Raw genomic sequence first — 22,451 nt, forward strand, 5'->3', positions numbered from 1 at the left:
AGCGTATGACATCCTTCGGGCTGTTGTACGCTCTTTTGATTAAAGCTTGATGAAAGCGTAGAACATTGGCGATCTTTTCGCTATAATGAAACCTGAGAAACCGTTTACCCGAAAGACCTATATAGAGAGGTGGAGGAGACATATGAGCATTTACATCAATCAGGAGAAACTTCAATTTCATTTACAGACCCGTGAGGCCAGTTACGTATTTCAGGTACTGCCTTCAGGATATTTGGTGCATTTGTATTATGGCAAAAAATTACGCGACACCGATCTGAGCTGGTTGCATGTACGGACAGAACGAGCGTCCTTTAGCCCTAACCCGGTGCCAGAGGATCGTACGATCTCCTTCGATACGTTGCCAGTGGAATTGCCAGTGTATGGCACGAGTGATTTCCGTAACCCTGCAATCCAATTGGAACTTGAGAATGGCTCAACGGTTTCGGAGTTTACGTATACAGGTCATCGATTGGTCAAAGGAAAGGCAGCACTTACCGGACTGCCAGCAACATACGTTGAATCCGATGACGAAGCAGAGACGTTGGTTATTGAGCTGGAAGACCGCGTCGCTAGTATCAAGATCGAGCTTTCTTATACAGCCTTTACGGCATTTAATGCAATTACACGCTCCATGCGTATCGTGAATGAGAGCGCTACCGCTGTGAATGTGGTGCGTGCGCTCAGTTCTTCTGTCGATTTCCCGCATGCGGATTATGAATTGTTGCAATTGTCAGGGGCTTGGACACGGGAACGTGATATCGTGCGCAGACCGCTTGCGTCAGGCCTGCAAGGCATCGAGAGTCGTCGCGGTTCAAGCAGTCACCAGCAAAATCCATTTATTGCGCTGATGACACCAGGTACGGATGAAGATCAAGGTGAAGTCTACGGATTCAGTCTCGTCTATAGTGGTAGCTTCACCGCACAGGCTGAAGTGGATCAGTTCCACACCACCCGTGTATCGCTTGGGATCAACCCGTTCGAGTTCAGCTGGAAGCTGGAGCCACAGGAAGCTTTCCAGACACCTGAGACCGTTATGGTGTATTCGGCTGCAGGTTTGGATGGCATGTCACAGTCCTACCACGAATTGTATCGGGAGCGTCTGGCACGCGGCAAATTCCGCAATGCGGAGCGCCCGGTACTGGTTAATAACTGGGAAGCGACTTACTTTGGTTTCAATGCGGACAAGATTGAACAGATTGCTCGCGCTGGGCAGAAGCTGGGTATTGAGCTGTTTGTTCTGGATGATGGTTGGTTTGGACACCGGGACAGTGATAACTCCTCGCTGGGTGACTGGATTGTCGATAAAAACAAATTGCCACAGGGGCTGGATGATCTGGCAAACCGCGTAACAGGTCTGGACATGCAGTTCGGACTGTGGTTTGAGCCTGAGATGATCTCACCAGACAGTGAGTTATATCGTGCGCATCCGGACTGGTGTCTTCATGTTCCTGACCGTCGCCGGACAGAAGGACGTCAACAATTGGTGCTCGACTTCTCTCGTCAGGATGTACGTGATGAGATCGTGCGCATGTTAACAGACGTACTTGGTTCTGCACCAATCACTTATGTGAAATGGGATATGAACCGCAATATGACGGAAGTGGGTTCCGCATTGCTTCCGGCAGACAGACAGCGTGAGACTGCGCACCGTTACATGCTCGGATTGTATGACGTTATGGAACGAATCACTTCGGCGTTCCCGAACATTCTGTTCGAGAGCTGTTCAGGTGGTGGTGGCCGCTTCGATCCAGGTATGCTCTATTACATGCCACAGACGTGGACAAGTGATAACACGGATGCGATATCCCGTCTGCGGATTCAATATGGTACCAGTCTTGTGTATCCGGTGAGCTCCATGGGATCGCATATCTCGGCGGTACCGAATCATCAGGTGAACCGGATCACTTCTCTTGAGATTCGGGGACATGTGGCGATGTCGGGCAACTTCGGGTATGAGCTGGACCTGACGAAATTCACGGAGGAAGAGAACGACATCGTGAAAGCCCAGGTTGAGCTGTACAAGGAGATCCGTGGAACGGTGCAATATGGAACGTTCCGTCGCTTGCTCAGTCCGTTTGAAGGCAATGAGACGGCGTGGATGTTTATTGCACCAGACGGAAGTGAAGCGGTTGTATTCTACTTCCGTGTGCTCTCCGAGCCTAATGCGCCTCTTCAGCGCCTGAAGCTAAAAGGATTGGACCCGAATGCGGATTATCGTCTGAAAGGCGGATCAGAGACCTTTACCGGCGATGCCTTGATGTATGGCGGTATTTCGGTAGGCAGTGCATCAGGAGACTATCTGAGCGAACTGTTCCGCTTTGAACGCGTCTAGATAAGTGAACTACAATTTATTTACACGGGTACTACGATGACAGAATAACCTTCCAATCACTGTTATCCCCAGATTTTTTGATTCCCTTTCTCAAAGGGAAAATCCGGAGATAAAGGCGAACGCTTCGCTTTTTCAGGTTTTTTCTGTCCTCTCCGTCATAGTGTAAATGAGTAGTTTCACTTATTAGATTGCTATTGTATATAGAGTTTTTAAACAAGGGAGGATCGAGGAGCGTCGTGATGACGTTTTTCGGTCTTTTTTTGCCGTAATGGGGAAGGCTGGAGGATGACATCATTCTGTCAGAACTTGTATGCTTGCGGATTGATGGAAATCTGGATGTGATTTTGTGATAATATAGGATAGAGTGGAAAAAACAAATGGTTCAACTATACTGTAATTACAGCAGCAAAGCTGCCCTGAAATGATTGTAACGAACGATTCAGATTCAGGAAGGAAAGAGGGATTTATTTTGTCTGAACAGGAAACGGTTCTGGAACCCAATGAAGAAACAATAAAGGCAGAACGCCATGAACGAATCATCAAACAGGTAGCCAAGGAACTGTCACTGTCCTTGAAGCAGGTCCGTACGACATCGGAGCTTCTGGACGAAGGCAATACGATTCCATTTATCGCCCGCTACCGTAAAGAAATGACTGGAGAGCTGGATGAGAACCAGCTGCGATTGATTGAAGAACGCATTGTCTATCTGCGCAATCTTGAGGATCGCAAATTGGAAGTCATCCGTATTATAGAGGAACAGGGCAAGCTGACCGGAGAACTGAAGAATTCCATTACCCAGGCTGTGAAGCTGCAGGAAGTGGAAGATTTGTATCGTCCGTTCCGTCAGAAACGGAAAACGCGTGCAAGCGTGGCTAAGGAAAAAGGTCTTGAGCCCCTTGCTGTATGGATCTGGGGTCAACCGAAGCAAGGCAATGTACTCCAGGAAGCTGCGAAATATATCAATGCTGAACTGGGCGTAGAAGATGCGGAGTCGGCACTTCAGGGAGCCAAAGACATTCTTGCTGAGAACATCGCAGACGATGCTGCCATTCGTGCATGGATTCGTCGGTACACCTTGGATCACGGAATGCTGACTTCAGAAGCGAAGGATGCTCAAGAAGAGTCCGTGTACGAGAATTATTATGATTACCGCGAACTGGCCAAAAAGATGCCTCCACACCGAATTCTCGCGATTAATCGCGGGGAACGTGAGAATATTCTGAAAGTTGGCCTGGACGTACAGGCAGAACCGGCCCATCGTCATATGGAAGGACAGATCATTCGTGGTGCTTCTGCCGTGCAGGATATCCTGCGTGATGTGATTGAAGATGCATACAAGCGGCTTATTGCGCCTTCCATCGAGCGTGAAGTTCGTGGAGAACTGACGGAAAAAGGCGAAAATCAGGCCATCTCGGTATTCTCGGCCAATCTGCGTAATCTATTGCTTCAACCACCGATTCATGGCAAACGTGTGCTGGGTGTCGATCCTGCCTATCGTACGGGCTGTAAACTGGCTGTCGTAGATGATACGGGCAAGCTGCTGGAAGTGGCTGTGACCTATCCAACGCCACCGCACAACAAGAAACGTGAAGCTGCGGAAGTATTCCACCGCATGATCAAGCAATATGATATCGGACTGATCGTCATTGGTAATGGTACCGGATCTCGTGAAACGGAGCAGTTTGTTGCCGAGATCATTCAGGAGAACGGTGATGAAAGTCTGGTGTATCTGATTGTTAACGAAGCAGGGGCGAGTGTGTATTCTGCATCCAAACTGGCCCAGGAAGAGTTCCCGGATCTGGATGTTGCGGAGCGCAGTGCAGCTTCCATTGCACGCCGGGTACAAGATCCGCTTGCGGAGTTGGTTAAGATTGATCCAAAAGCTATTGGTGTGGGGCAATATCAGCATGACGTTTCCCAGAAGGTTCTGGAAGAAAGCCTGAAGGCTGTCGTCGAATCTGCAGTTAACCATGTCGGTGTGGACGTGAATACGGCTTCACCTTCGTTGCTGTCATATGTGGCTGGAGTTAACGCTACGATTGCCAAGAACATTGTGAAGTACCGTGAAGAGAATGGCCGGTTTACGAACCGTCGTCAGCTTCAGAAGGTGCCGCGTCTGGGTGCCAAAACCTATGAGCAGTGCGTAGGCTTTATGCGTATTGGTGAGGGTGAGAATCCATTGGATCGTACGCCAATTCACCCTGAGTCCTACAAGGTTGTCGATCAGCTGTTCAAGGAGCTTCAGGTTGCACTGGACAAGCTCGGCAGCAAGGAACTGTCGGTGTTACTGTCCGAGCAACAGCCGGAGCAACTGGCTGTGAAACTGGACGTAGGTGTGCCTACATTGCGTGACATTCTGGACAGCTTGCAGCGTCCGGGTCGTGACCCGCGTGAGGAGATGCCGTTGCCAATCTTCCGTACAGATGTATTGAAAATTGAGGATCTGGTGGAAGGCATGGAGCTGCAAGGTACAGTTCGGAACGTTATTGATTTTGGTGCCTTTGTTGATATTGGGATTAAGAGTGATGGGCTTGTCCATATCTCACAGCTCAGCAACGGATATGTTAAACATCCGATGGATGTTGTATCTGTCGGGGATAATGTAACGGTGTGGGTCATGAATGTGGATACCAAAAAAGGGCGTGTCGGCCTTACGATGAAGAAGCCTGCTTCTGCGCAACAGTCTTAATAAGCAACAGAATTGGAGAACAGCCTTCCCTGAACAGGGAAGGCTGTTTGTTGTCGACAGTAATAGTCCCGTTGTCCGTTCTAATTCCTCTGATAAGTACGGTGGGAATATGTGCATTTTCTTAAAGTGCGTGTTCTAAAGGCCATCCTTCATAATCCAAAGCAGACTTTAGGAAACCTTTTAAAGTTCGTTCTCTGCACTGCGTGGTGTGCCATTTGCTGGTTTGTTGCGATAAAAGAACCAGCATTCGTTCAGCAACTTGATTTGGCGGCTATCCTTTTTGTGAAATGCACGCATCAGTTGATTGCAAAGCCATTGAGGCAAGGGTATCTCCTCCTCTTGCATAATTCATCTGTACGTTAGCATATGTGGCAATAGCCTGGACTGTGCGGCTTAAGTGAGGAGCTCCGCCAAATCATTATCTTAATCGCCAAAAAGCACAATTCCCAATGCCGGGAGTTGCGCTTCTTGAACTTGTCATTTTAAAATGATACCTCAGATGAATTAGAGAGCTTCCATCTCTTCTTCATACCATTGTTCCAATTGAGCCTGGAGCGCCCGGATTTCAGTAAGCAAGGAAATCAAGGGATAATGGCTCTCACGTAGTACTGCAAAAGATTCTTCAAGCGCATTGATATAATCAAGGCCGCCGATGATGGTAAGATTTTCGTTCAGAAGATCGAGGTTGTCACATTCGGCGATTGCCCAAGGCAGGACAGGGACATCTGCTGCCGTGAGTTTATCTATCTCCTTGTGAAGGCGCAGATTGAGCGCGCTAAGTTGATAGGCGTAATCCGCCGGCATTTCCACGAACTGCAATTGTTGTTCCTGCTGCAGGATGACATAGCGCATTGTAGGCATAACGAGTAATAATCTCCCCTCATACATTCTACTTGACAGTGTAGCCTACGAAACGGTTAAAATTCAAGTATTATGCCGGAAAAACAAATGCTCCGAGGGGGTGCAAGGAGAGGACACCGATGGAAAATGAGGAGTTGCAACAGTGGATTGAACAGGTATCACTGGATCATTTCGGAGTACCGTTCACCCATGAAGCGTTGTTTAACAGTCGTCTGACCACGACGGGAGGGCGTTATATGCTCAAAAGTCACCGGATTGAGATCAATCCGCATCAACTCGAAGCCTACGGGCGAGATGAGGTTGAAAAAATTATCAAGCATGAGCTGTGCCACTATCATCTGCATATTCGTGGACGCGGCTATCAGCATCGTGACCCGGAATTCAAGGCTTTATTGCAGAAGGTGGGCGGTTCGCGTTACTGTCAATCTCTGCCTGATGGCAAAGGCAGAAAGCCGCTACCTTATCGTTATAAGCTGGTATGCAAGAGCTGCGGGACGGAATATTTGCGCAAACGGAAAATAGATCCGAAGCGTTACCGGTGTGGTCGTTGCGCGGGAAAGCTGGGCCTTCAGAATATCTGATGTGAGTATCATTCAATGTATTGGAGAAAGTGATGGAAGGCATGTTGACTTGGATTATTAATCATGATAAATTAATCTTATTCAAGTTAATTTTCCCTGATAGCTCAGTTGGTAGAGCACTCGACTGTTAATCGAGTTGTCACAGGTTCGAGCCCTGTTCGGGGAGCCATTTCTTGGAGAGATACCCAAGTGGCTATAAGGGGACCCTCTGCTAAGGGGTTAGACTGCGTAAGCGGTGCGAGGGTTCGAATCCCTCTCTCTCCGTTCTGAATTAAACTTCTCTGCAAAGGGATGAGAACCCTAAAGGTTCGTCGGAGCATAAGCTTCGTTAGCAATACTCCGCAGTCTCGAACGAAGTGAGAGTATCCCTCTCTCTCCGTTCTGATTCAACCCAAAATCCCCTTCACATTTGACCGGATAACGGTTCAGTGTGAAGGGGATTTTTTGCGTTCTCATCTTGGAGTATCCTTCGTATATTTTTCTGTATCGCTAAAGTGAAATATCCAGCACCTCGTATAAACCTTTCTTGCCTGCTTCCGTTACTTCGACAGAGCGACTTCCTGTTTTTTGGCGAATCCAGTCCAGTTCCGATAATCGATGTCTGAGTTGTTCCCCAAGCATGCCTGAGAGATGATGACGGCGTTCGCTCCAATCCAGACATTTGCGAGCGATGGCACGGCGTGATCCTGGCTTCATCTGAAGTTTAATTCCAAACGTAGTGAACCACTGTGTTCCTTTTTCTGTAACTTGATAATCCTTGCTGTGTGCCTCTTCGGGCTCTTCAAGATAACCCTTCTGTAGTAAGGCTTCACAGAGCGAGATTCCTAATTTCCCGGCCAGATGCCCATAACAGGTCCGTGCATAACTCAGTTGTTGAAGCTGATTGGATTGTTTGAGAGAGCGGATCTGTACAGGCGGAGCAATACTGGCCATGGTTTCAATCAGATTAGCAATTTCCTTGTTTGCAAGACGGTAGTATCGGTGACGGCCTTGCTGTTCAACTTCCAGTAATCCTCCCTCTACGAGTTTGGCGAGATGACTGCTTGCCGTCTGGGGCGTGACACCTGCCATATGAGCAAGCTCTCCTGCGGGCAACGCCCGGCCATCCAGTAAGGATGACAGAAAAATGGAGCGACTTGGATCAGCGATTAACGACGCAATAACAGTGATATTCGGGTATACATTCATACTTCGATCATATCTGAACTATTACTGTATTACAATTCGGTTGTATCGTCCCATACGGATCAGACGAAGCTTATAAACGAATGGATTGGAACAGGAGAGGTACAAAATGAACAAGGTGAACAAGATAATGAAACCGGAGGCTGCTACTGGGCAGCTGAACAAAAATTCCACAGTGGTACGACATGAAACGATTAATCCCAGTATTTTATATTATGGTACCCCTGTATTGCTGCTAAGTACATTAAACGAGGATGGGTCAACCAACGTGTCTCCACTGTCCTCATCCTGGGCGCTGGGGGACTGTCTGGTGCTAGGTATAGGTACACAGGGGAAAGCCTATGAAAATCTGATTCGACATCCGGAGTGTGTGATTAATTTACCAGATGCGACCATGTGGAGACAGGTTGAGGCATTAGGCCGTTATACGGGAGTTAACCCGGTTCCTGAGGAGAAAAGGCAGATGGGCTATGAATATTGTCATGATAAATTCACTGTAGCTGGACTGACATCCGAATGCTCCGTTCAGGTGGCTCCAGATAAAATAGTCGAATGTCCGCTCCAGATTGAAGCGGCTGTACAACACATACGCATTCCCGAACATACACCGTTCATGGCGATTGTGGAAGTGAAAGCGTTGAAGGTGCATGCACACACACGACTGATATCTGGACCAAACAAGATTAATCCAGAAGAATGGCATCCGCTGATCTATAATTTCAGACATTATTTCGGATTGGGAGAGAGACAAGGGAGCAATTTTCGGTCAGAGAATTGACCAGAGTAAAGGCTTTTTATTGTATAAGATGAATTAATCATTTACACGATAACGAAGAGGACAGAAAAAAACTGAAGAAGCGAAGCGTTCGCCTTTATCACCGGATTTTCCCTTTAGAAAAGGGAATCGAAAAAATCTGGGGATAACAGCGATTGGAAGGTTGTTCTGTCATCGTAGTGCCAGTGTAATAATCTTTAATTCAACTTATGTAGTCAGTGAAAGATTGGGTAATAGTAAAGATAGCAAATGTAAGCATATACATAGTAAAAGAGGTGATGTGCATGGAATTGGAATATTTGATGCGTGTACTCATAGCTGGAATATGTGGTGTGTTAATCGGATATGAGCGCAAGAATCGAATGAAAGAGGCGGGAATTCGTACTCATTTTGTAGTCGCTGTCGGCGCGGCCCTGATGATGATTGTATCGAAGTATGGATTCCAGGATCAGGCGGGCTGGGCCAATCTGTCGCTTGATCCATCAAGGATTGCGGCACAGGTCGTTAGCGGTGTGGGGTTCATTGGAGCAGGCATGATCTTCACACAGCGCCACACGGTCAGGGGATTGACCACAGCGGCTGGCATATGGGCTACGGCAGGCATGGGACTTGCTGTCGGTTCAGGTCTGTATTGGACAGGTGCAGGCGTGACACTGCTTATTGTCGTAGCACAGATGTTACTGCATAGGCCCACACGCTGGTTGGTATCCGCTCGAACAGAGACGTTAACCATCCATCTGCAGAATGAGGGAGAGGCCCTGAAACGTGTTTTGGCACTGCTGGGGCAAGAGAAGATCTCGGTCATCGGATTTAAGACAGAACAGCATTCAAGCACAGACTCCATAGAAGAGACTGTGCTTGAGTTCACGTTGCAACTGCCGGGTTCATATCGGGGCGAGCAACTGATTATTTTGTTACAGGACGTGCCTCACGTTCGATCTGCTGAGTTGAAATGAAACGAAGAGAAGCTGCATGGATCTACAGGCGACCATGCAGCTTCAGTATTTAATTCCGTTGCGGGATTACTGTCCTTCTCCAACAATCGTTTCCGGACGGGCTACCGGTCTACCTTCAAGCAGGCACTCAATGGCATGTGCAACGCCGTTCTCCACATTGGTCAGCGTTATGGCTTTGGCTAATGCCTGGATTTCGGGTTCGCCATTACCCATGGCGATGCCGAGTCCTGCCATTTTTAACATGGAGACATCGTTGAAGTTATCCCCGATCGCTGCTGTATCTTCCATGGAGATGTTCAGGTGAGCCGCCAGTTTGGTGAGGGCATTCCCTTTGGATACGTCCGGGTGCTGCATTTCGAAGTTGTGCTCAAAGGATACAACCATAGCGACATCCGTTCGGGAAGCGAAGTGTTCTCGTCCTGTTTTTACTTTGTCCGGATTCATGGAGAAGGCCATAATATTATAGATATAGGCTTCTGCCGGAATTTCGAGGTGGCTGTTTACCCGGTGGTAGTCTTTTTTTTGATAATGTTTCTTAATGCCCCGAATCATGCGTGCAATGTCCTCACCAGGGTTCGAACCAAGAACACGTTCCATCTCTGCGAGCAAGGTTTCATGACTGCTAAGTGGGGCATAGATGCCTTGTTGCGTTGAAGCTTCATAATAGACATCATGATCTTCCAGCCACTGCATAACGGAAGCAGCTGTGTCGCGCTCAAGCGGAAGATGGAATAGACGTTCACCGTCTGCATCATGAATCGTAGCTCCGTTAGAGCCGATAATTGGGGTTTTGATCCCGCCTTCGCGGCTGATGGTCACTACATCGGAATAGACGCGTCCTGTAGCAATGGTAACTTTCATACCGGATTGCTGGGCCTTTTGGATGGCTGCGGCATTCACCGGGCTAATCTGGCTATCTCTGTTCAACAAAGTTCCATCTAAATCTGTGGCAAATAATTTCATATATTTACAACTCCTTATCATCTGTAGGTTCAGGAATGAGAATCTCAACCTGTTGTTCGGCTAGAAAAACAAGCCATTCTTGGGTTGGCCATTGATCCGTAATCAATACATCCACCAATGACCAGTCAGCAAAACGATAACCATATCGTTTATCAAACTTGGATTGATCTGCAAGAACAATGACTTTCTTGGCAGCTTTCATCATTTGGTGTTTAATTTTACCTTCCTCTTCGGAAGCACTGAAGCCGTCCATAGTGATACCGCCAATTCCGATAAAGGCTTTATCTACATAATAGTGGGAAAGTGTCTCGATCACAGAGGTACCATAGACATAACGTTGTTCCTTATCCACTTTGCCACCGAGCAAACGAATCTGGACAGCCGTGTGATTGGAGAGAAGATCAGCGGAATGAATCGAATTGGTAATGACGGTACAAGATTTGCCGTTCAAATTCTCGGCACAAGCCTGCACGGTCGTGGAAGAATCCAGAATAATGATCTCGCCTTGTCTTACTATAGCGGCAGCGAGTTTGCCAATGGCTCTTTTTTCCTCAGATACATCGAGTAAACGGTCTTTGTAGGATCTGAACTTTTGCGGAGGAGGGGGGAGAATTGCACCGCCACGTGTTCGAATGATGGCATCCTGTTCCTCAAGCTTGATCAGATCCCTGCGAGCGGTATCCCGTGATACATCAAACAAAGTGACAATATCATCAGCTGAGATGCGATTGTGTTTGTGAAGATGTTCAACAATGAGCTGCATTCGTTCTTCTTGAAACAAACATGTCACCTCCAAGGGTATGGATGACCGTACTTATCATGATACTTTAATTATAAGTATTCCTAATGCGATTTGCAATATTATAAGTCAACGTAAGGTTTTGTAAGTTTTTTGATAAGGAATTTACTTTTTCCCCGTACAGGTGTGACATTGGCGTGCATGTGGAGGGCGACTAAAATGCTCTATGAAGAACAGTTTGAAATGGACAAAAAAGCCTGAAAAATAAATTTTAAAAAAAGTATTGCAAGTTTAAATTGTCCTGTGGTATACTCATTCTTGTCGCCAAGAAAGACAACTTGTTATTAAGGCCCGTTGGTCAAGGGGTTAAGACACCTCCCTTTCACGGAGGTAACAGGGGTTCGAATCCCCTACGGGTCATATCTTCACCACCTCATGAGATTTATATTTTCGATGAGAAATCCTCAAAGTCAATGCTCTTATAAACAAGAATGAAGCATGGCACATCCGGTGAAGTTTACAGCAAGAGCCATTAGCTCAGTTGGTAGAGCACCTGACTTTTAATCAGGGTGTCGAAGGTTCGAGCCCTTCATGGCTCACCATTTTTACAATTGAATATGCGGTCGTGGTGGAATGGCAGACACGCTATCTTGAGGGGGTAGTGGGTGTATACCCGTGGAGGTTCGAGTCCTCTCGACCGCATCACAGCAACAACGTTATAAGATAGACTTTCATGATCATTCATGGAAGTCTATCTTTGTGTTATACGCTATACCTTATCTTGTTCCAGGTATATAAAGGCTGAGCATTCAGGAATAATGTGGTATAATTCAAGCAGATGAGTTGATTATTACGGTTGGAAGGCGGTTCTTGTATGCAGTCGATCTATGAGCGAATTGAACACCTGATTGCCGAACGAGGAATGACCAAGAAGGCTTTCTGCCAACAGCTGAAGATTAGCACAGGCAATCTGGGTGACTGGAAACGTGGCAAGTCTATTCCGAGTACGAATAAATTAATTGAGATTGCTTCGTTTTTTGATGTGAGCCTTGACTGGCTCATGATTGGTCGTCCATCGAAGGAAGCGATGGTTCGGGAAAAACGGGAGGATTATTTTTTTGACGTTTTGCGGCAATTGAATTGCCAGGAAAGTGAATTATCGACTGTGGAACAGTCTTTTATCAGCGAATATATTGAATTCACCCGTTACCGCAAATCCAAGGAAAGCAAAGACGCAGGAGACTATCGTTATAAGTCTGAGAACAGATCAGAGATTAATTCTGAAGAGAACGAAGCGTAACTGATATGAGCAGCATCCATAGACTGAATGAACAAAAACCTCTGGACTAATCCGAACATACTCGGAGATAGTTCAGAGGTTTTTTGTATTAACCATGCATGTTTCATGCCCTTATTTACGAAAGACAAGAGTTTCTTTGCCTAGCAGTTGGGGGCGGAGTGTGTTCCAGATCTGAAGGCACTGTTCCTGAAGCTCCCAAGCGGCCATGCCAAGGATTCGAACGCCGATGCCTCCCGTTGCCAGTAAACTTGCACCTGCGAGCATCCGTCCATCGGGTGGCAGCGCGGATCTGACTTGTTCCAACTCCGCAGTGCCAAGCCCCGGAGCGATTATCCACAATGCAGCGGTATGTGTGTAGTGAAGGAGAGATGCTGAGTGTTTGGGGTCATCGGTTGCCGGTTCGAGTCCGAAACGATCCCAGACAGCCAGTTGCTTACCTTGCCATATCTCCGTCAAGCTGCGGTAGCGTTCGAACTGGAATGCTTCTCCCCGGTGAATCCGTCCGGCAGACCAGATATCTGCATAGGCAAGAATGGCCTGTTCATCCAGCTCAAAGGTTACTGCGAGTGAAGAAGAACTCCCTTTGAAGGGAATGACGCATTCCGGGAAGTATTCCAGCGTAGCTCCTTTTCCCAACAGAAAGTGATGATTAACGGATGAGGGAATGGAAGGTGTGGGATGAAGTCTGGTCGCTGATGTGCTGCTCAGCATGACATGTGTGCCTTCACCTAATTCCCACTCGGAATGATAATGATCCCCGTTAAGGACTCCGGGAGAGACGTCTGATGTGTACACGCATAACTCGGTTCCGCCTCCGGGAGGCCGAAAGGATCGGCTAAACCGGAGAGGGGCGCTGTAATAACGATCGGTCATAACCGTCCGCTCGCCTTGAAAGGCAAAGGTGGCCCGAAGCTCGCTGCGGCGCGTGACAGGCTCACCTGTACTTTCGTTCCGATTCACTCCTGTCCCGGTGGGCACAGAAGGTGAATTAATGTGAGTGAGTGCCATGTTCATGGCTGTGTGAATGCAGATGTGCAGCGGAAGCATCGTCATCCATGTATTGATGTTCGAGCCAGTGGACGATCTCGGATACACCTTCACCGCTCATTAGATTAGACATGACATAAGGGCGGCCTTCGCGTACCCGCTCGGTATCATTTTTCATCACTTCCAGGCTTGCTCCAACGTAAGGGGCGAGGTCGGTTTTGTTGATCAACAGCAGGTCTGAACGCGTGATGCCAGGTCCGCCTTTGCGCGGGAGTTTCTCTCCTTGGGCAACGTCGATAATGTAGATGAATACATCAGCGAGTTCTGGACTGAATGCAGCGGAGAGATTGTCACCACCGCTCTCGATAAAGATCAGTTGCAGATCCGGGAAACGTTCAATCAACTCGTCAACTGCTTCGAAATTCATGGAAGCATCCTCACGAATAGCCGTGTGCGGGCATCCGCCTGTCTCTACACCGATAATACGCTCTGGTGCCAGTGCATTCTGACGCAGCAAGATCTCGGCATCTTCCTTCGTATAAATGTCATTGGTGATGACAGCAAGGCTATAACGTGTACGCAGTGCCTTGGACAGCTTCTCGACAAGGGCTGTTTTGCCTGAACCTACCGGTCCGCCAATGCCAATTCGCATCGGACGACTCCGATCAAATGCCTTACGTTCCCACTCCGGATGATGCGTATGATTAGCTCCTCCACACATAACAATTCCTCCTAAGTTAGATAAAGTTGTAGTTAAGACATAAACAGCCGTGCGGGTAAGGTCTCGTGCCGCATAGCATAGATTTCCTGGGCGATTCCGAAGCTGTGCATATCTTCCGGGTCATTTTCCCGAATGAGTGCCCATTCTGCTTCGATATCATCGAGCAGCTTCTGAATCAACATCTGCGCCTCGGTTTGACCGATGGGCAGAAGGCGAAGTGCGCTGTTCACATAAGCGTTAACTGAGGTATACAGATGCCCGGTAACGGCTTCATCCAATGCAATCTCCAATTGATAGTTGATATAACCGTGAATGGTCGTAATACCGCAATACGCGTCGTGTTCCCGTATGGCCTCATCAATCAGGGTGAAGTCCATCCAAGGATAGAGTGAACGGGCCAACTTGAGTAGTCGCTTTCCCATTTTGTGGCCGCTTTCCCTGAGTTCCCGAGGGGAGCGCTGGGCGTGGACACGTTTGTCATACAGGGCAAGTAGAGCGGCATCCTGCTGATGTATTGCCTGATAGACGCCTTTGATGGCAAGACCATCTAGTCTTACAAGACTGGAATGAAGCTGACTGCGAATAAACTGTTCGAGCTGCGCAGTATTTTGTACCGTGCCATCATGTGTATAAGCCTCCAGACCGAAGGAATGGGAGAATCCGCCGATGGGCAGGGCTGAATCCAACAGCTGAACGTAACGGAGCAGCTTCGTACCACTATTCATCATGAGTGCCCCCTTATCAGCTAATCCGTATTCAGATCAAAACATAAAGTAGCGCTGTGCCATAGGCAACTCGTCTGCGGGTTCACAGGTGAGCAGTTCGCCGTCGGCGCGTACCTCATAGGTTTCGGGATCGACCTCAATGACAGGGGTGACGTCATTGTGGATCATGTCTTTTTTGCTTACCGAGCGGCAGCCTTTAACAGGTTCAACCCGCTTTTTCAGCCCTAATGTCTCTTTGATTCCCGCATCTGCTGCGGCTTGGGAGACAAAGGTGATCGATCCGCTGGCAATGGCGCTTCCATAGGCTCCGAACATCGGTCTGCCAAATACCGGCTGAGGGGTCGGGATGGATGCATTGGGATCACCCATCTGGGCGAATGTAATCATGCCACCCTTGATGACAATCTCGGGTTTTACACCAAAGTAGGCCGGTTTCCATATGGTTAGATCGGCCAGCTTGCCGACTTCCACCGAACCGACGAGATGTCCGATTCCATGGGCGATCGCCGGATTGATGGTGTATTTGGCGACATATCGCTTGATCCGATCGTTATCGGAAGGTGAGTCTGGGTTGAGTTCAAGTTTGCCGCGCTGTTTCTTCATCTTGTCGGCTGTCTGCCAAGTGCGTATAATGACTTCGCCCACTCGGCCCATGGCCTGTGAATCGGAACTGATGATGCTGAACACGCCAAGATCATGCAAAATGTCTTCGGCCGCAATGGTTTCGGGACGAATCCGCGAATCTGCAAAAGCGACATCTTCCGGGATGGAAGGGTCCAGGTGATGGCACACCATCAACATATCCAGGTGCTCTTCTACAGTGTTGCGTGTGTACGGCCGTGTTGGGTTGGTGGATGAGGGGATAACGTAGGACTCCCCAGCGGCCCGAATAATGTCCGGTGCATGTCCGCCACCAGCGCCTTCCGTATGGTACGTGTGGATTGTCCGGCCATTGATCGCGGCCAGTGTGTTTTCGAGAAATCCGGTTTCGTTCAGTGTATCGGTATGAATAGCGACTTGAACATCATGTTCACCGGCGGCAGTCAGGCAGGCATCGATAGCGCTCGGAGTAGTACCCCAATCCTCGTGCAGCTTCAGACCGATTACACCCGCTTCAATCTGTTCGATTAAAGGTGCGGTACTGGAGCTGTTGCCTTTGCCGAGGTAACCGATGTTCATGGGAAAAGCTTCTGCGGACTCCAGCATCCGGTGAATGTGCCAGGCCCCTGGTGTGCAGGTGGTGGCTTTGGTTCCTGTTGCTGGTCCTGTTCCGCCGCCAATCATGGTTGTTACCCCGGAGGATAATGCAGTCTGAATCTGTTGTGGACAGATGAAATGAATATGGGTATCAATGCCGCCAGCGGTTACAATCATGCCTTCACCAGCAATGATTTCGGTGGAAGCGCCGATGACCAGCGCGGGGTGAACCCCATCCATTGTATCCGGATTACCGGATTTGCCAATGGCGCAGATATGACCATCCCGAATACCGATATCCGCTTTTACAATGCCCCAATGATCAATGATGATGGCGTTGGTAATAACGGTATCAGGAGTACCGTCACTGCGCAGGGCAGAGGTGGACTGGCCCATCCCGTCGCGGATGACTTTGCCACCCCCGAACTTGCTCTCATCTCCGTACACAGCATAGTCATGTTCGATCTCTGCCCATAGTTCGGTATCTGCGAGTCTTACGGCATCACCGGTTGTGGGTCCGAACATCGAAGCATATTGCTCGCGACTCATTCGTTTCATGAAGGCTCACCTCTATCCTGTATGGGAGGGGAGAACGTCTTCAGGAATGCCTCCAGTTTCTGTGGATCGGGTTGTTGATCCGCTGAGCCTTCCGTTAATCCATTGAATCCGTGAATCTGGCGTTTGCCGCCAAAAGTCGTGAGTTCGACGGGTTTCTCTTCACCGGGTTCGAAACGGACGGCGGTGCCTGCCGGAATATGCAGACGATGTCCAAAAGCTGACGTGCGATCAAAGTCCAGTGCGGCATTAACTTCATAGAAGTGAACGTGAGAGCCGACTTGGACGGGACGGTCGCCGCGGTTCAAGACAATCAGGCGTAGAGTTGGGCGATCCGGATGACAGATGATATCGTCATCTGGCTTCAAGCGATATTCACCAGGAATCATGGTTTCTCCTGCCTTTCTCAGCGTATAGGTTCATGTACAGTAACCAGTTTGGTACCGTCAGGAAATGTGGCTTCTACCTGTACTTCAGGGATCATATCAGGAACGCCATCCATACAGTCTTCGCGTGTCAGGATGGTGCCTCCGTGTCTCATTAAATCGGCAACACTCATTCCATCCCGTGCCCGTTCCATGAGTTCGGAGGTCAATAAAGCGATGGCTTCGGGAACATTTAACTTAAGTCCGCGTGCTCTTCGTTCGCGGGCGAGGTTAGCGGCCACGGTAATCAGGAGTTTTTCCTTTTCCTGTTCAGTCCAGTGCAAGGCAATCCGACCTTTCGCTTATAATGTCTGATATGTTCATGAATCATGTTATATGTTAAATATACTCACACAGGGTGAATCCTTTGTCAATAAGCTTCAAAGCTTATTAGCAGCATGCATGAAATGAGTAGGCATGAAATAAAATTATGTAAGCTATATTGACATGAAGAGTGTAACACTCCATAATTTGGATCAACGAACATTTCGGGTGTAAATGACCTTAATGTTCGGCAATAGACTAAAAAAAGGGAGTGTAGGCTATTGAAGAAGAGGTCGGTCAAATTATGGAGTGTTTTGCTAGGTGCGGTCATTGTCATGACGGGATGTGTGGAGGGTGCTGCGCCGCCTGAAGCTTCAGGTTCGGGTGGTACAGGAGAGCCGGCTGCATCCAGTGATACGATTAAAGTTGGTATTCTTCACTCCCTCAGCGGAACGATGGCAATCAGTGAGGTATCTGTTAAAGATGCCGAGATGCTTGCTATTGAAGAGATTAACGCCGCGGGCGGAGTTTTGGGTAAGCAGATCGAGCCAGTAATTGAGGATGGCGCTTCGGATTGGCCTACTTTTGCGGAGAAGGCTGGAAAGCTGCTGCAACAAGATAAGGTCGCTGCTGTATTTGGCGGTTGGACCTCTGCAAGTCGGAAGGCTATGCTCCCGGTGTTCGAACAGAACAAAGGTCTATTGTTTTACCCCGTGCAATATGAAGGATTGGAATCGTCGCCAAATATTTTTTATACAGGAGCAACAACCAATCAGCAGATCGTTCCATCCGTAACTTGGTTACTGGAGAACAGGGGCAAGACGTTTTATCTGCTCGGTTCAGATTATGTTTTTCCGAAAACGGCCAATCAGGTCATTAAGGCACAACTCGCAGCAGAAGGCGGCGAAGTGGTGGGTGAGGAATATACACCGCTGGGACATACCGATTACAGTACCATCATTAGCAAAATCAAGGCTGCGAAGCCGGATATTGTATACAATACACTGAACGGGGATAGCAATGTGGCCTTCTTCAAACAATTGAAGGACGCAGGAATCTCATCGGATCAGATGACAACCCTGTCGGTAAGTGTAGCGGAGGAAGAAATCCGTGGTATTGGCGCAGACGTATTGAAGGGGCATCTCGCTTCGTGGAATTATTATCAGACAACGGATACACCTGAAAATGCCACATTTGTTGCCAAGTACAAAGAAAAATACGGTGCTGATCGGGTGACAGCAGATCCGATTGAAGCGGGATATGTGGCAGTTTATCTCTGGAAGGCAGCGGTGGAAAAAGCAGGATCAACCGACGTGGAGAAGGTTAAGGCAGCTGCGAAGGGTCTGGAGTTTGATGCACCGGAAGGTAAGGTGACTGTGGATGGAGAGAATCAGCATATCTACAAAACCGTACGGATCGGTGAGGTACAGGAAGATGGACAGTTCAAGGAATTGTGGAATTCTGGTGCGCCTGTCAAGCCGGACCCTTATCTGAAAACGTATGAATGGGGAGCTTCCCTTAGCGCCAAATAACATAGAAACCCCGTAATAAACATAGATAACTCGCTTCAAAGCAGCCGAAACAGAAACGAGGGTGTGACAACACATCCTCTAACCGTATCGCGGTAAAGCGTTGATGTGATGAGTGTATGTATTGGATGTGTAGTGACTGAGACGGATTGAAATCATGCGCATTAGCGAGAGTCACGGTATGGAGGAGGGGATCACGATGGATATGTTTATCCTGCAGGTGTTCAATGGTCTGAGTATCAGTTCAATTCTATTGTTGATTGCACTCGGTCTGGCGGTAACGTTTGGGTTGATGAATGTCATCAATATGGCTCACGGTGAACTGATCATGATCGGTGCATATGCAACGTATGTAACACAAAATCTGTTCATGTCCTATGCTCCAGCGGCGTGGTTTGGTGCCTACTTTGTTGTGGCTTTGCCGATTGCGTTCATTGTAGCTGCTCTGATTGGCTGGTTGCTAGAAGTCGTACTGATCAGGCATCTATATGGTAGGCCGCTGGACAGTCTGCTTGCGACATGGGGCGTAGGGATGATGCTGCAACAGCTGGCCCGCACGATATTCGGAGCGCCGAATGTGGGGGTATCCAGTCCGGCTTGGCTCAATGGGGGATTGGCGATCTCGGATGGCATTGTATTTCCGTACAAGCGAATTTTCATTATCGCATTGGTTGCGGTTGTGCTGTTGTGTATGTATCTCTATATCTATCGAACATCATCCGGAAGACGAATGAGAGCTGTGATGCAGAATCGGAGTATGGCAGGATGCCTTGGAATTTCGACTCGGCGGGTGGATGGCATGACCTTTGCCATTGGTTCGGGCATCGCGGGTATTGCTGGCTGTGCATTAACGCTCATTGGTCCGATTGGCCCTTCCCTTGGCACGTATTATATTGTGGATGCATTCATGGTCGTTGTTCTGGGTGGCGTAGGGAAATTGGTCGGAACCGTGTGTGGTGCACTGGGAATTGGTATGTTCAACACGCTGTTCGAAACGTATACCTCTGCCTCCATTGGCAAGGTGCTGGTATTTGTGTGTATCGTTGCTTTTCTGCAATGGAAACCACGTGGCCTGGTTGCAATGCGTACACGGAGTCTCGATTAACGTGAAGAAGGGGGTTAGTTCATGTCGGCATTACTCAAGACTGGCAGTCTGAAAATGAGGATCATCTGGGCGGTTGTGCTCATCATGATGTGTCTTGCTCCACTGATCTCCACGGAGTTTCGTCTGAGTCTGTTAGCCAAGTTTTTGGCGCTGGCGATCCTGGCCATTGGTCTCGATCTGATCTGGGGATATGGGGGTGTGCTGAGTTTAGGGCACGGTGTGTTCTTTGGACTGGGTGGTTACGCGATGGCAATGTATCTGAAGATCCAGGCCAGTGGAGCAACGCTTCCTGACTTCATGGGATGGAGCGGTCTCAGTGGTCTGCCCTGGTTCTGGGAACCATTTCGCTCTTTCCCCGTGGCCCTCCTATTGGGGATAGCCCTTCCGGCATTGCTCGCCTTTGCTCTGGGGTGGTTTACGTTCCGTAACCGGATCACTGGTGTATACTTCACTATTCTTACACAAGCCTTGGTTCTCATTACGGTGACATTATTTGTTGGTAAACAGGAATGGACGGGTGGGACGAATGGCATTACCGGATATAATTCAATCTTTGGTTTTACACTTCATTCCGCTGGAACAACAATTGCTCTCTACTATATAACCCTTGCTGTTCTGGTGATTGCTTATGTGCTCTGTCGTCGAATGGTGAACAGTCGGTTCGGCCAAGTGCTCGAAGCTGCGCGTGATGGAGAAAATCGGGTGCGATTCCTCGGATATGATCCGGCAGGATATAAAACGCTGGCTTTTGCTTTTTCTGGTGCGCTTGCAGGCATCGCGGGCATGTTGTTTGTTCTTCAAGTCGGTATTATCTCGCCATCCATGATGGGGATTGTGCCCTCCATTGAGATGGTTCTGTGGGTTGCGTTGGGTGGTCGCGGTACGCTTATCGGTGCGGTCATCGGAGCGGTGGTACTGAATGCAGCCAAAACAGGTATAAGCGAGGCTTACCCTGAAGGATGGTTGTTTGTCATTGGTGGGCTCTTTGTAACGGTAGTTTTGTTCATGCCGAACGGTATTGTGGGTGTGTATCGTCATGTTGTTCGCTTGCTGAAGCGGAGAGGAGAGAGTGCGCATGTCCAAGTCACACGGGAAAAACCTGAAGTCTACTAAGGATTCGGCAGTCCTTGTAGCTGAGGATATTACAGTGGCCTTTGGCGGGTTCGTTGCTGTCAAAGGCATGAATCTGAAGCTGCATGAGCATGATCTGCATTTTCTGATTGGACCGAATGGTGCAGGGAAAACGACGATGCTGGATGTGATCTGTGGTAAAACCAAACCGTTGTCCGGCTCGGTGAAGATGGGGGATGGCACGGACTTGACGAAACTGAGAGAACACCAGATTGTTCGCAAAGGTGTAGGACGCAAATTTCAGGCGCCATCAATCTTCGCGGGTCTGACGGTGCAGGAAAATCTGACGCTGGCGGCGGAGACTCGACGTTCCCCTTTGCAAGCCATTGGTATTCGTCGATATGGGGAAATGAGTGCTGCCATGGAGCGTGTTACCCTCCAGATTGGTCTGCAAGATCGCGTTGAGACTCGTGCAGGAGCGTTATCGCATGGGGAGAAGCAGTGGCTGGAGATCGGCATGTTGCTTCTGCAGGAGCCACGTGTGTTGTTGCTGGACGAACCAGCCGCAGGCATGACGGATGAAGAAACGCACAAGACAGGGCGACTCCTGCAAGAGATTGCGCGTGAACGCTCAGTTGTGGTGGTGGAGCATGATATGGAGTTTGTGCGAGAGTTCGCATCCAAGGTAACGGTAATGCATGAAGGGAAACTGCTGAAGGAAGGTACGATGGCGGAGGTGCAGGCAGACCCGAAAGTGGCAGAAGTGTACCTAGGCAAAAGGAGGGATGACCATGCTGTCGCTGCAACGAATTGAATCCGGCTACGGGGAGAGCAATGTGCTCCGCGGTGTGAACCTTGACGTACAGCCTGGACAGGTGGTGTGTCTGATGGGGCGTAACGGTGTGGGTAAAACCACGTTGATGAAAACATTAATGGGGCTGCTCAAAACACGCAAGGGCAGTATTCAGTGGCAAAATCAGGAGTTATGCACCTTGGACACAGCCAAGCGGGCAAGGGCAGGGATCGGTTATGTACCGCAGGGGCGGGAGATTTTCCCGCAGCTTACGGTGAAAGAAAACCTGTTGCTTGGTCTGGAGACAAGTGCTCCGGGATTAAAAACGTTCCCGGAGGATGTGCTGGCGATGTTCCCGGTGCTTGCTACGATGTATGGACGGCAGGGCGGGGATCTGAGTGGTGGACAGCAGCAACAATTGGCATTCGCCCGGGCATTGGCTTCACGTCCGGGGTTGTTACTGCTTGATGAGCCGACAGAAGGCATCCAGCCTTCTATCGTGGAGGACATTCGGCAGGTTATTCTGCAGCTCAAGGCGAAGGGAGACCTCTCTGTTCTGCTGGTGGAGCAAAGTATTGATTTTGTAAGGAGTGCCGCCGATTATATCTATATCATGGACAAAGGAACCATCACCCTGCATGGGACACCGCAGGAACTGGATATGTCGCAGTTTGAACATCATCTGTCCGTGTAGTGTT

23 protein-coding genes and 5 tRNA genes are annotated in these 22,451 nt (G+C 48.8%); 16 read left to right on the forward strand and 12 right to left on the reverse strand.

Going from position 1 to position 22,451, the window contains the following annotated elements; genetic code table 11:
• Nucleotides 1–142: 142 nt before the first annotated feature.
• Together NLBNIHML_RS24345 and NLBNIHML_RS24350 are read left to right on the forward strand one after the other, a co-directional pair.
• Nucleotides 143–2,332, forward strand: coding sequence for an alpha-galactosidase (locus NLBNIHML_RS24345; RefSeq protein ID WP_494352980.1), 2,190 nt, complete (start codon nt 143–145; stop codon nt 2,330–2,332).
• A 469-nt stretch (nt 2,333–2,801) separates the two neighbouring features.
• Nucleotides 2,802–5,021: a Tex family protein gene (locus NLBNIHML_RS24350; protein ID WP_339240369.1), complete on the forward strand. Its 2,220-nt coding sequence runs from the start codon at nt 2,802–2,804 to the stop codon at nt 5,019–5,021.
• A gap of 180 nt (nt 5,022–5,201) precedes the next feature.
• Here NLBNIHML_RS24350 and cmpA read toward each other — a convergent pair whose 3' ends face one another.
• On the reverse strand, nt 5,202–5,345 hold the full coding sequence (cmpA, locus tag NLBNIHML_RS24355; RefSeq protein ID WP_017690033.1) for a cortex morphogenetic protein CmpA: 144 nt from the start codon (nt 5,343–5,345) through the stop codon (nt 5,202–5,204).
• 180 nt (nt 5,346–5,525) lie between these two features.
• Nucleotides 5,526–5,882, reverse strand: a complete 357-nt coding sequence (locus NLBNIHML_RS24360; protein WP_339240370.1) for a hydrolase/acyltransferase — start codon at nt 5,880–5,882, stop codon at nt 5,526–5,528.
• A gap of 119 nt (nt 5,883–6,001) precedes the next feature.
• Between NLBNIHML_RS24360 and NLBNIHML_RS24365 the strand changes: the two genes are divergently transcribed.
• The 3 genes from NLBNIHML_RS24365 (at nt 6,002) to NLBNIHML_RS24375 (ending at nt 6,727) form a co-directional block, all read left to right on the forward strand.
• Nucleotides 6,002–6,463 carry a SprT family protein gene (locus tag NLBNIHML_RS24365; RefSeq protein WP_036669054.1) on the forward strand — a complete coding sequence of 154 codons (462 nt, stop codon included), beginning with the start codon at nt 6,002–6,004 and terminating at the stop codon, nt 6,461–6,463.
• A 93-nt stretch (nt 6,464–6,556) separates the two neighbouring features.
• Nucleotides 6,557–6,632 (forward strand) — tRNA-Asn (locus tag NLBNIHML_RS24370).
• 6 nt (nt 6,633–6,638) lie between these two features.
• Nucleotides 6,639–6,727, forward strand: a tRNA-Ser gene (locus NLBNIHML_RS24375).
• 36 nt (nt 6,728–6,763) lie between these two features.
• Here the strand turns inward: NLBNIHML_RS24375 and NLBNIHML_RS24380 are convergent.
• The gene (locus NLBNIHML_RS24380) at nt 6,764–6,919 is read right to left on the reverse strand and encodes a hypothetical protein (RefSeq protein WP_339259491.1); all 156 of its coding nucleotides are present in this window, start codon (nt 6,917–6,919) and stop codon (nt 6,764–6,766) included.
• Between the two features lie 33 nt (nt 6,920–6,952).
• Nucleotides 6,953–7,651 carry an ArsR/SmtB family transcription factor gene (locus tag NLBNIHML_RS24385; protein WP_339240371.1) on the reverse strand — a complete coding sequence of 233 codons (699 nt, stop codon included), beginning with the start codon at nt 7,649–7,651 and terminating at the stop codon, nt 6,953–6,955.
• 127 nt (nt 7,652–7,778) lie between these two features.
• Between NLBNIHML_RS24385 and NLBNIHML_RS24390 the strand changes: the two genes are divergently transcribed.
• Both NLBNIHML_RS24390 and NLBNIHML_RS24395 read left to right on the forward strand, forming a co-directional pair.
• The gene (locus NLBNIHML_RS24390) at nt 7,779–8,426 is read left to right on the forward strand and encodes a flavin reductase family protein (protein WP_339242956.1); all 648 of its coding nucleotides are present in this window, start codon (nt 7,779–7,781) and stop codon (nt 8,424–8,426) included.
• 281 nt (nt 8,427–8,707) lie between these two features.
• Nucleotides 8,708–9,379: an MgtC/SapB family protein gene (locus NLBNIHML_RS24395; RefSeq protein ID WP_342572194.1), complete on the forward strand. Its 672-nt coding sequence runs from the start codon at nt 8,708–8,710 to the stop codon at nt 9,377–9,379.
• 66 nt (nt 9,380–9,445) lie between these two features.
• Here NLBNIHML_RS24395 and NLBNIHML_RS24400 read toward each other — a convergent pair whose 3' ends face one another.
• Nucleotides 9,446–10,342, reverse strand: a complete 897-nt coding sequence (locus tag NLBNIHML_RS24400; protein ID WP_494352981.1) for a Cof-type HAD-IIB family hydrolase — start codon at nt 10,340–10,342, stop codon at nt 9,446–9,448.
• A gap of 4 nt (nt 10,343–10,346) precedes the next feature.
• Nucleotides 10,347–11,123, reverse strand: a complete 777-nt coding sequence (locus NLBNIHML_RS24405) for a DeoR/GlpR family DNA-binding transcription regulator (protein WP_339259497.1) — start codon at nt 11,121–11,123, stop codon at nt 10,347–10,349.
• Nucleotides 11,124–11,429: 306 nt separating this feature from the next.
• Between NLBNIHML_RS24405 and NLBNIHML_RS24410 the strand changes: the two genes are divergently transcribed.
• From NLBNIHML_RS24410 to NLBNIHML_RS24425, 4 genes are all read left to right on the forward strand, one after another.
• Nucleotides 11,430–11,501: transfer RNA gene (locus tag NLBNIHML_RS24410), tRNA-Glu, on the forward strand.
• A gap of 106 nt (nt 11,502–11,607) precedes the next feature.
• Nucleotides 11,608–11,683, forward strand: a tRNA-Lys gene (locus NLBNIHML_RS24415).
• Between the two features lie 17 nt (nt 11,684–11,700).
• Nucleotides 11,701–11,783: transfer RNA gene (locus NLBNIHML_RS24420), tRNA-Leu, on the forward strand.
• 172 nt (nt 11,784–11,955) lie between these two features.
• Nucleotides 11,956–12,381, forward strand: coding sequence for a helix-turn-helix domain-containing protein (locus NLBNIHML_RS24425; RefSeq protein WP_339240376.1), 426 nt, complete (start codon nt 11,956–11,958; stop codon nt 12,379–12,381).
• Between the two features lie 111 nt (nt 12,382–12,492).
• Here the strand turns inward: NLBNIHML_RS24425 and NLBNIHML_RS24430 are convergent, their stop codons facing one another.
• Genes NLBNIHML_RS24430 through NLBNIHML_RS24455 form a run of 6 tightly spaced genes read right to left on the reverse strand, consistent with a single transcriptional unit; the run spans nt 12,493 to nt 17,275 of the window.
• Complete coding sequence (locus NLBNIHML_RS24430) at nt 12,493–13,476, reverse strand: urease accessory protein UreD (RefSeq protein ID WP_494352982.1); 984 nt, start codon at nt 13,474–13,476, stop codon at nt 12,493–12,495.
• A complete protein-coding gene (gene ureG, locus NLBNIHML_RS24435; RefSeq protein ID WP_017690021.1) occupies nt 13,370–14,089 on the reverse strand; it encodes an urease accessory protein UreG in 720 nt (239 codons plus the stop codon). Before ureG ends, NLBNIHML_RS24430 begins: the two co-directional genes overlap by 107 nt.
• Nucleotides 14,090–14,121: 32 nt before the next feature.
• Nucleotides 14,122–14,817: an urease accessory protein UreF gene (locus NLBNIHML_RS24440; protein WP_494352983.1), complete on the reverse strand. Its 696-nt coding sequence runs from the start codon at nt 14,815–14,817 to the stop codon at nt 14,122–14,124.
• A gap of 33 nt (nt 14,818–14,850) precedes the next feature.
• Nucleotides 14,851–16,569, reverse strand: coding sequence for an urease subunit alpha (gene ureC / locus NLBNIHML_RS24445; RefSeq protein ID WP_339240379.1), 1,719 nt, complete (start codon nt 16,567–16,569; stop codon nt 14,851–14,853).
• Nucleotides 16,566–16,955: an urease subunit beta gene (locus NLBNIHML_RS24450; protein WP_339240380.1), complete on the reverse strand. Its 390-nt coding sequence runs from the start codon at nt 16,953–16,955 to the stop codon at nt 16,566–16,568. The genes ureC and NLBNIHML_RS24450 overlap by 4 nt, the downstream gene beginning before the upstream one ends.
• Before the next feature lie 17 nt (nt 16,956–16,972).
• Nucleotides 16,973–17,275, reverse strand: a complete 303-nt coding sequence (locus tag NLBNIHML_RS24455) for an urease subunit gamma (protein ID WP_253431836.1) — start codon at nt 17,273–17,275, stop codon at nt 16,973–16,975.
• A 261-nt stretch (nt 17,276–17,536) separates the two neighbouring features.
• On the opposite strand from NLBNIHML_RS24455, the gene urtA reads away from it, so the two are divergent.
• From urtA to urtE, 5 genes are all read left to right on the forward strand, one after another.
• Nucleotides 17,537–18,787 (forward strand): urea ABC transporter substrate-binding protein, encoded by a 1,251-nt coding sequence (urtA, locus tag NLBNIHML_RS24460; RefSeq protein WP_339240381.1) that lies wholly within the window; start codon nt 17,537–17,539, stop codon nt 18,785–18,787.
• Nucleotides 18,788–18,983: 196 nt separating this feature from the next.
• Nucleotides 18,984–19,889: an urea ABC transporter permease subunit UrtB gene (urtB, locus tag NLBNIHML_RS24465; RefSeq protein ID WP_342572197.1), complete on the forward strand. Its 906-nt coding sequence runs from the start codon at nt 18,984–18,986 to the stop codon at nt 19,887–19,889.
• A 21-nt stretch (nt 19,890–19,910) separates the two neighbouring features.
• Entirely contained in the window at nt 19,911–21,002 is a 1,092-nt protein-coding gene (gene urtC, locus NLBNIHML_RS24470) for an urea ABC transporter permease subunit UrtC (protein WP_339240383.1), read from the forward strand.
• Nucleotides 20,965–21,774: an urea ABC transporter ATP-binding protein UrtD gene (urtD, locus tag NLBNIHML_RS24475; protein ID WP_494352984.1), complete on the forward strand. Its 810-nt coding sequence runs from the start codon at nt 20,965–20,967 to the stop codon at nt 21,772–21,774. Before urtC ends, urtD begins: the two co-directional genes overlap by 38 nt.
• A complete protein-coding gene (gene urtE, locus NLBNIHML_RS24480) occupies nt 21,752–22,447 on the forward strand; it encodes an urea ABC transporter ATP-binding subunit UrtE (RefSeq protein ID WP_339240386.1) in 696 nt (231 codons plus the stop codon). Before urtD ends, urtE begins: the two co-directional genes overlap by 23 nt.
• Nucleotides 22,448–22,451: the final 4 nt, after the last annotated feature.

Source organism: Paenibacillus sp. JNU01, from assembly GCF_059130585.1.

What these genes read in the sequence shown, in the direction of transcription:
- NLBNIHML_RS24345 (WP_494352980.1), top strand. Translation starts at nt 143, where the DNA reads ATGAGCATTTACATCAATCAGGAGAAACTTCAATTTCATTTACAGACC.
- NLBNIHML_RS24360 (WP_339240370.1), bottom strand. Translation starts at nt 5,882, where the DNA reads ATGCCTACAATGCGCTATGTCATCCTGCAGCAGGAACAACAATTGCAG.
- NLBNIHML_RS24365 (WP_036669054.1), top strand. Translation starts at nt 6,002, where the DNA reads ATGGAAAATGAGGAGTTGCAACAGTGGATTGAACAGGTATCACTGGAT.
- NLBNIHML_RS24380 (WP_339259491.1), bottom strand. Translation starts at nt 6,919, where the DNA reads ATGAGAACGCAAAAAATCCCCTTCACACTGAACCGTTATCCGGTCAAA.
- NLBNIHML_RS24385 (WP_339240371.1), bottom strand. Translation starts at nt 7,651, where the DNA reads ATGAATGTATACCCGAATATCACTGTTATTGCGTCGTTAATCGCTGAT.
- NLBNIHML_RS24390 (WP_339242956.1), top strand. Translation starts at nt 7,779, where the DNA reads ATGAAACCGGAGGCTGCTACTGGGCAGCTGAACAAAAATTCCACAGTG.
- NLBNIHML_RS24395 (WP_342572194.1), top strand. Translation starts at nt 8,708, where the DNA reads ATGGAATTGGAATATTTGATGCGTGTACTCATAGCTGGAATATGTGGT.
- NLBNIHML_RS24400 (WP_494352981.1), bottom strand. Translation starts at nt 10,342, where the DNA reads ATGAAATTATTTGCCACAGATTTAGATGGAACTTTGTTGAACAGAGAT.
- NLBNIHML_RS24425 (WP_339240376.1), top strand. Translation starts at nt 11,956, where the DNA reads ATGCAGTCGATCTATGAGCGAATTGAACACCTGATTGCCGAACGAGGA.
- ureG (WP_017690021.1), bottom strand. Translation starts at nt 14,089, where the DNA reads ATGTGTGGAGGAGCTAATCATACGCATCATCCGGAGTGGGAACGTAAG.
- NLBNIHML_RS24440 (WP_494352983.1), bottom strand. Translation starts at nt 14,817, where the DNA reads ATGATGAATAGTGGTACGAAGCTGCTCCGTTACGTTCAGCTGTTGGAT.
- ureC (WP_339240379.1), bottom strand. Translation starts at nt 16,569, where the DNA reads ATGAAACGAATGAGTCGCGAGCAATATGCTTCGATGTTCGGACCCACA.
- NLBNIHML_RS24450 (WP_339240380.1), bottom strand. Translation starts at nt 16,955, where the DNA reads ATGATTCCTGGTGAATATCGCTTGAAGCCAGATGACGATATCATCTGT.
- urtB (WP_342572197.1), top strand. Translation starts at nt 18,984, where the DNA reads ATGGATATGTTTATCCTGCAGGTGTTCAATGGTCTGAGTATCAGTTCA.
- urtC (WP_339240383.1), top strand. Translation starts at nt 19,911, where the DNA reads ATGTCGGCATTACTCAAGACTGGCAGTCTGAAAATGAGGATCATCTGG.
- urtD (WP_494352984.1), top strand. Translation starts at nt 20,965, where the DNA reads ATGTCCAAGTCACACGGGAAAAACCTGAAGTCTACTAAGGATTCGGCA.
- urtE (WP_339240386.1), top strand. Translation starts at nt 21,752, where the DNA reads ATGCTGTCGCTGCAACGAATTGAATCCGGCTACGGGGAGAGCAATGTG.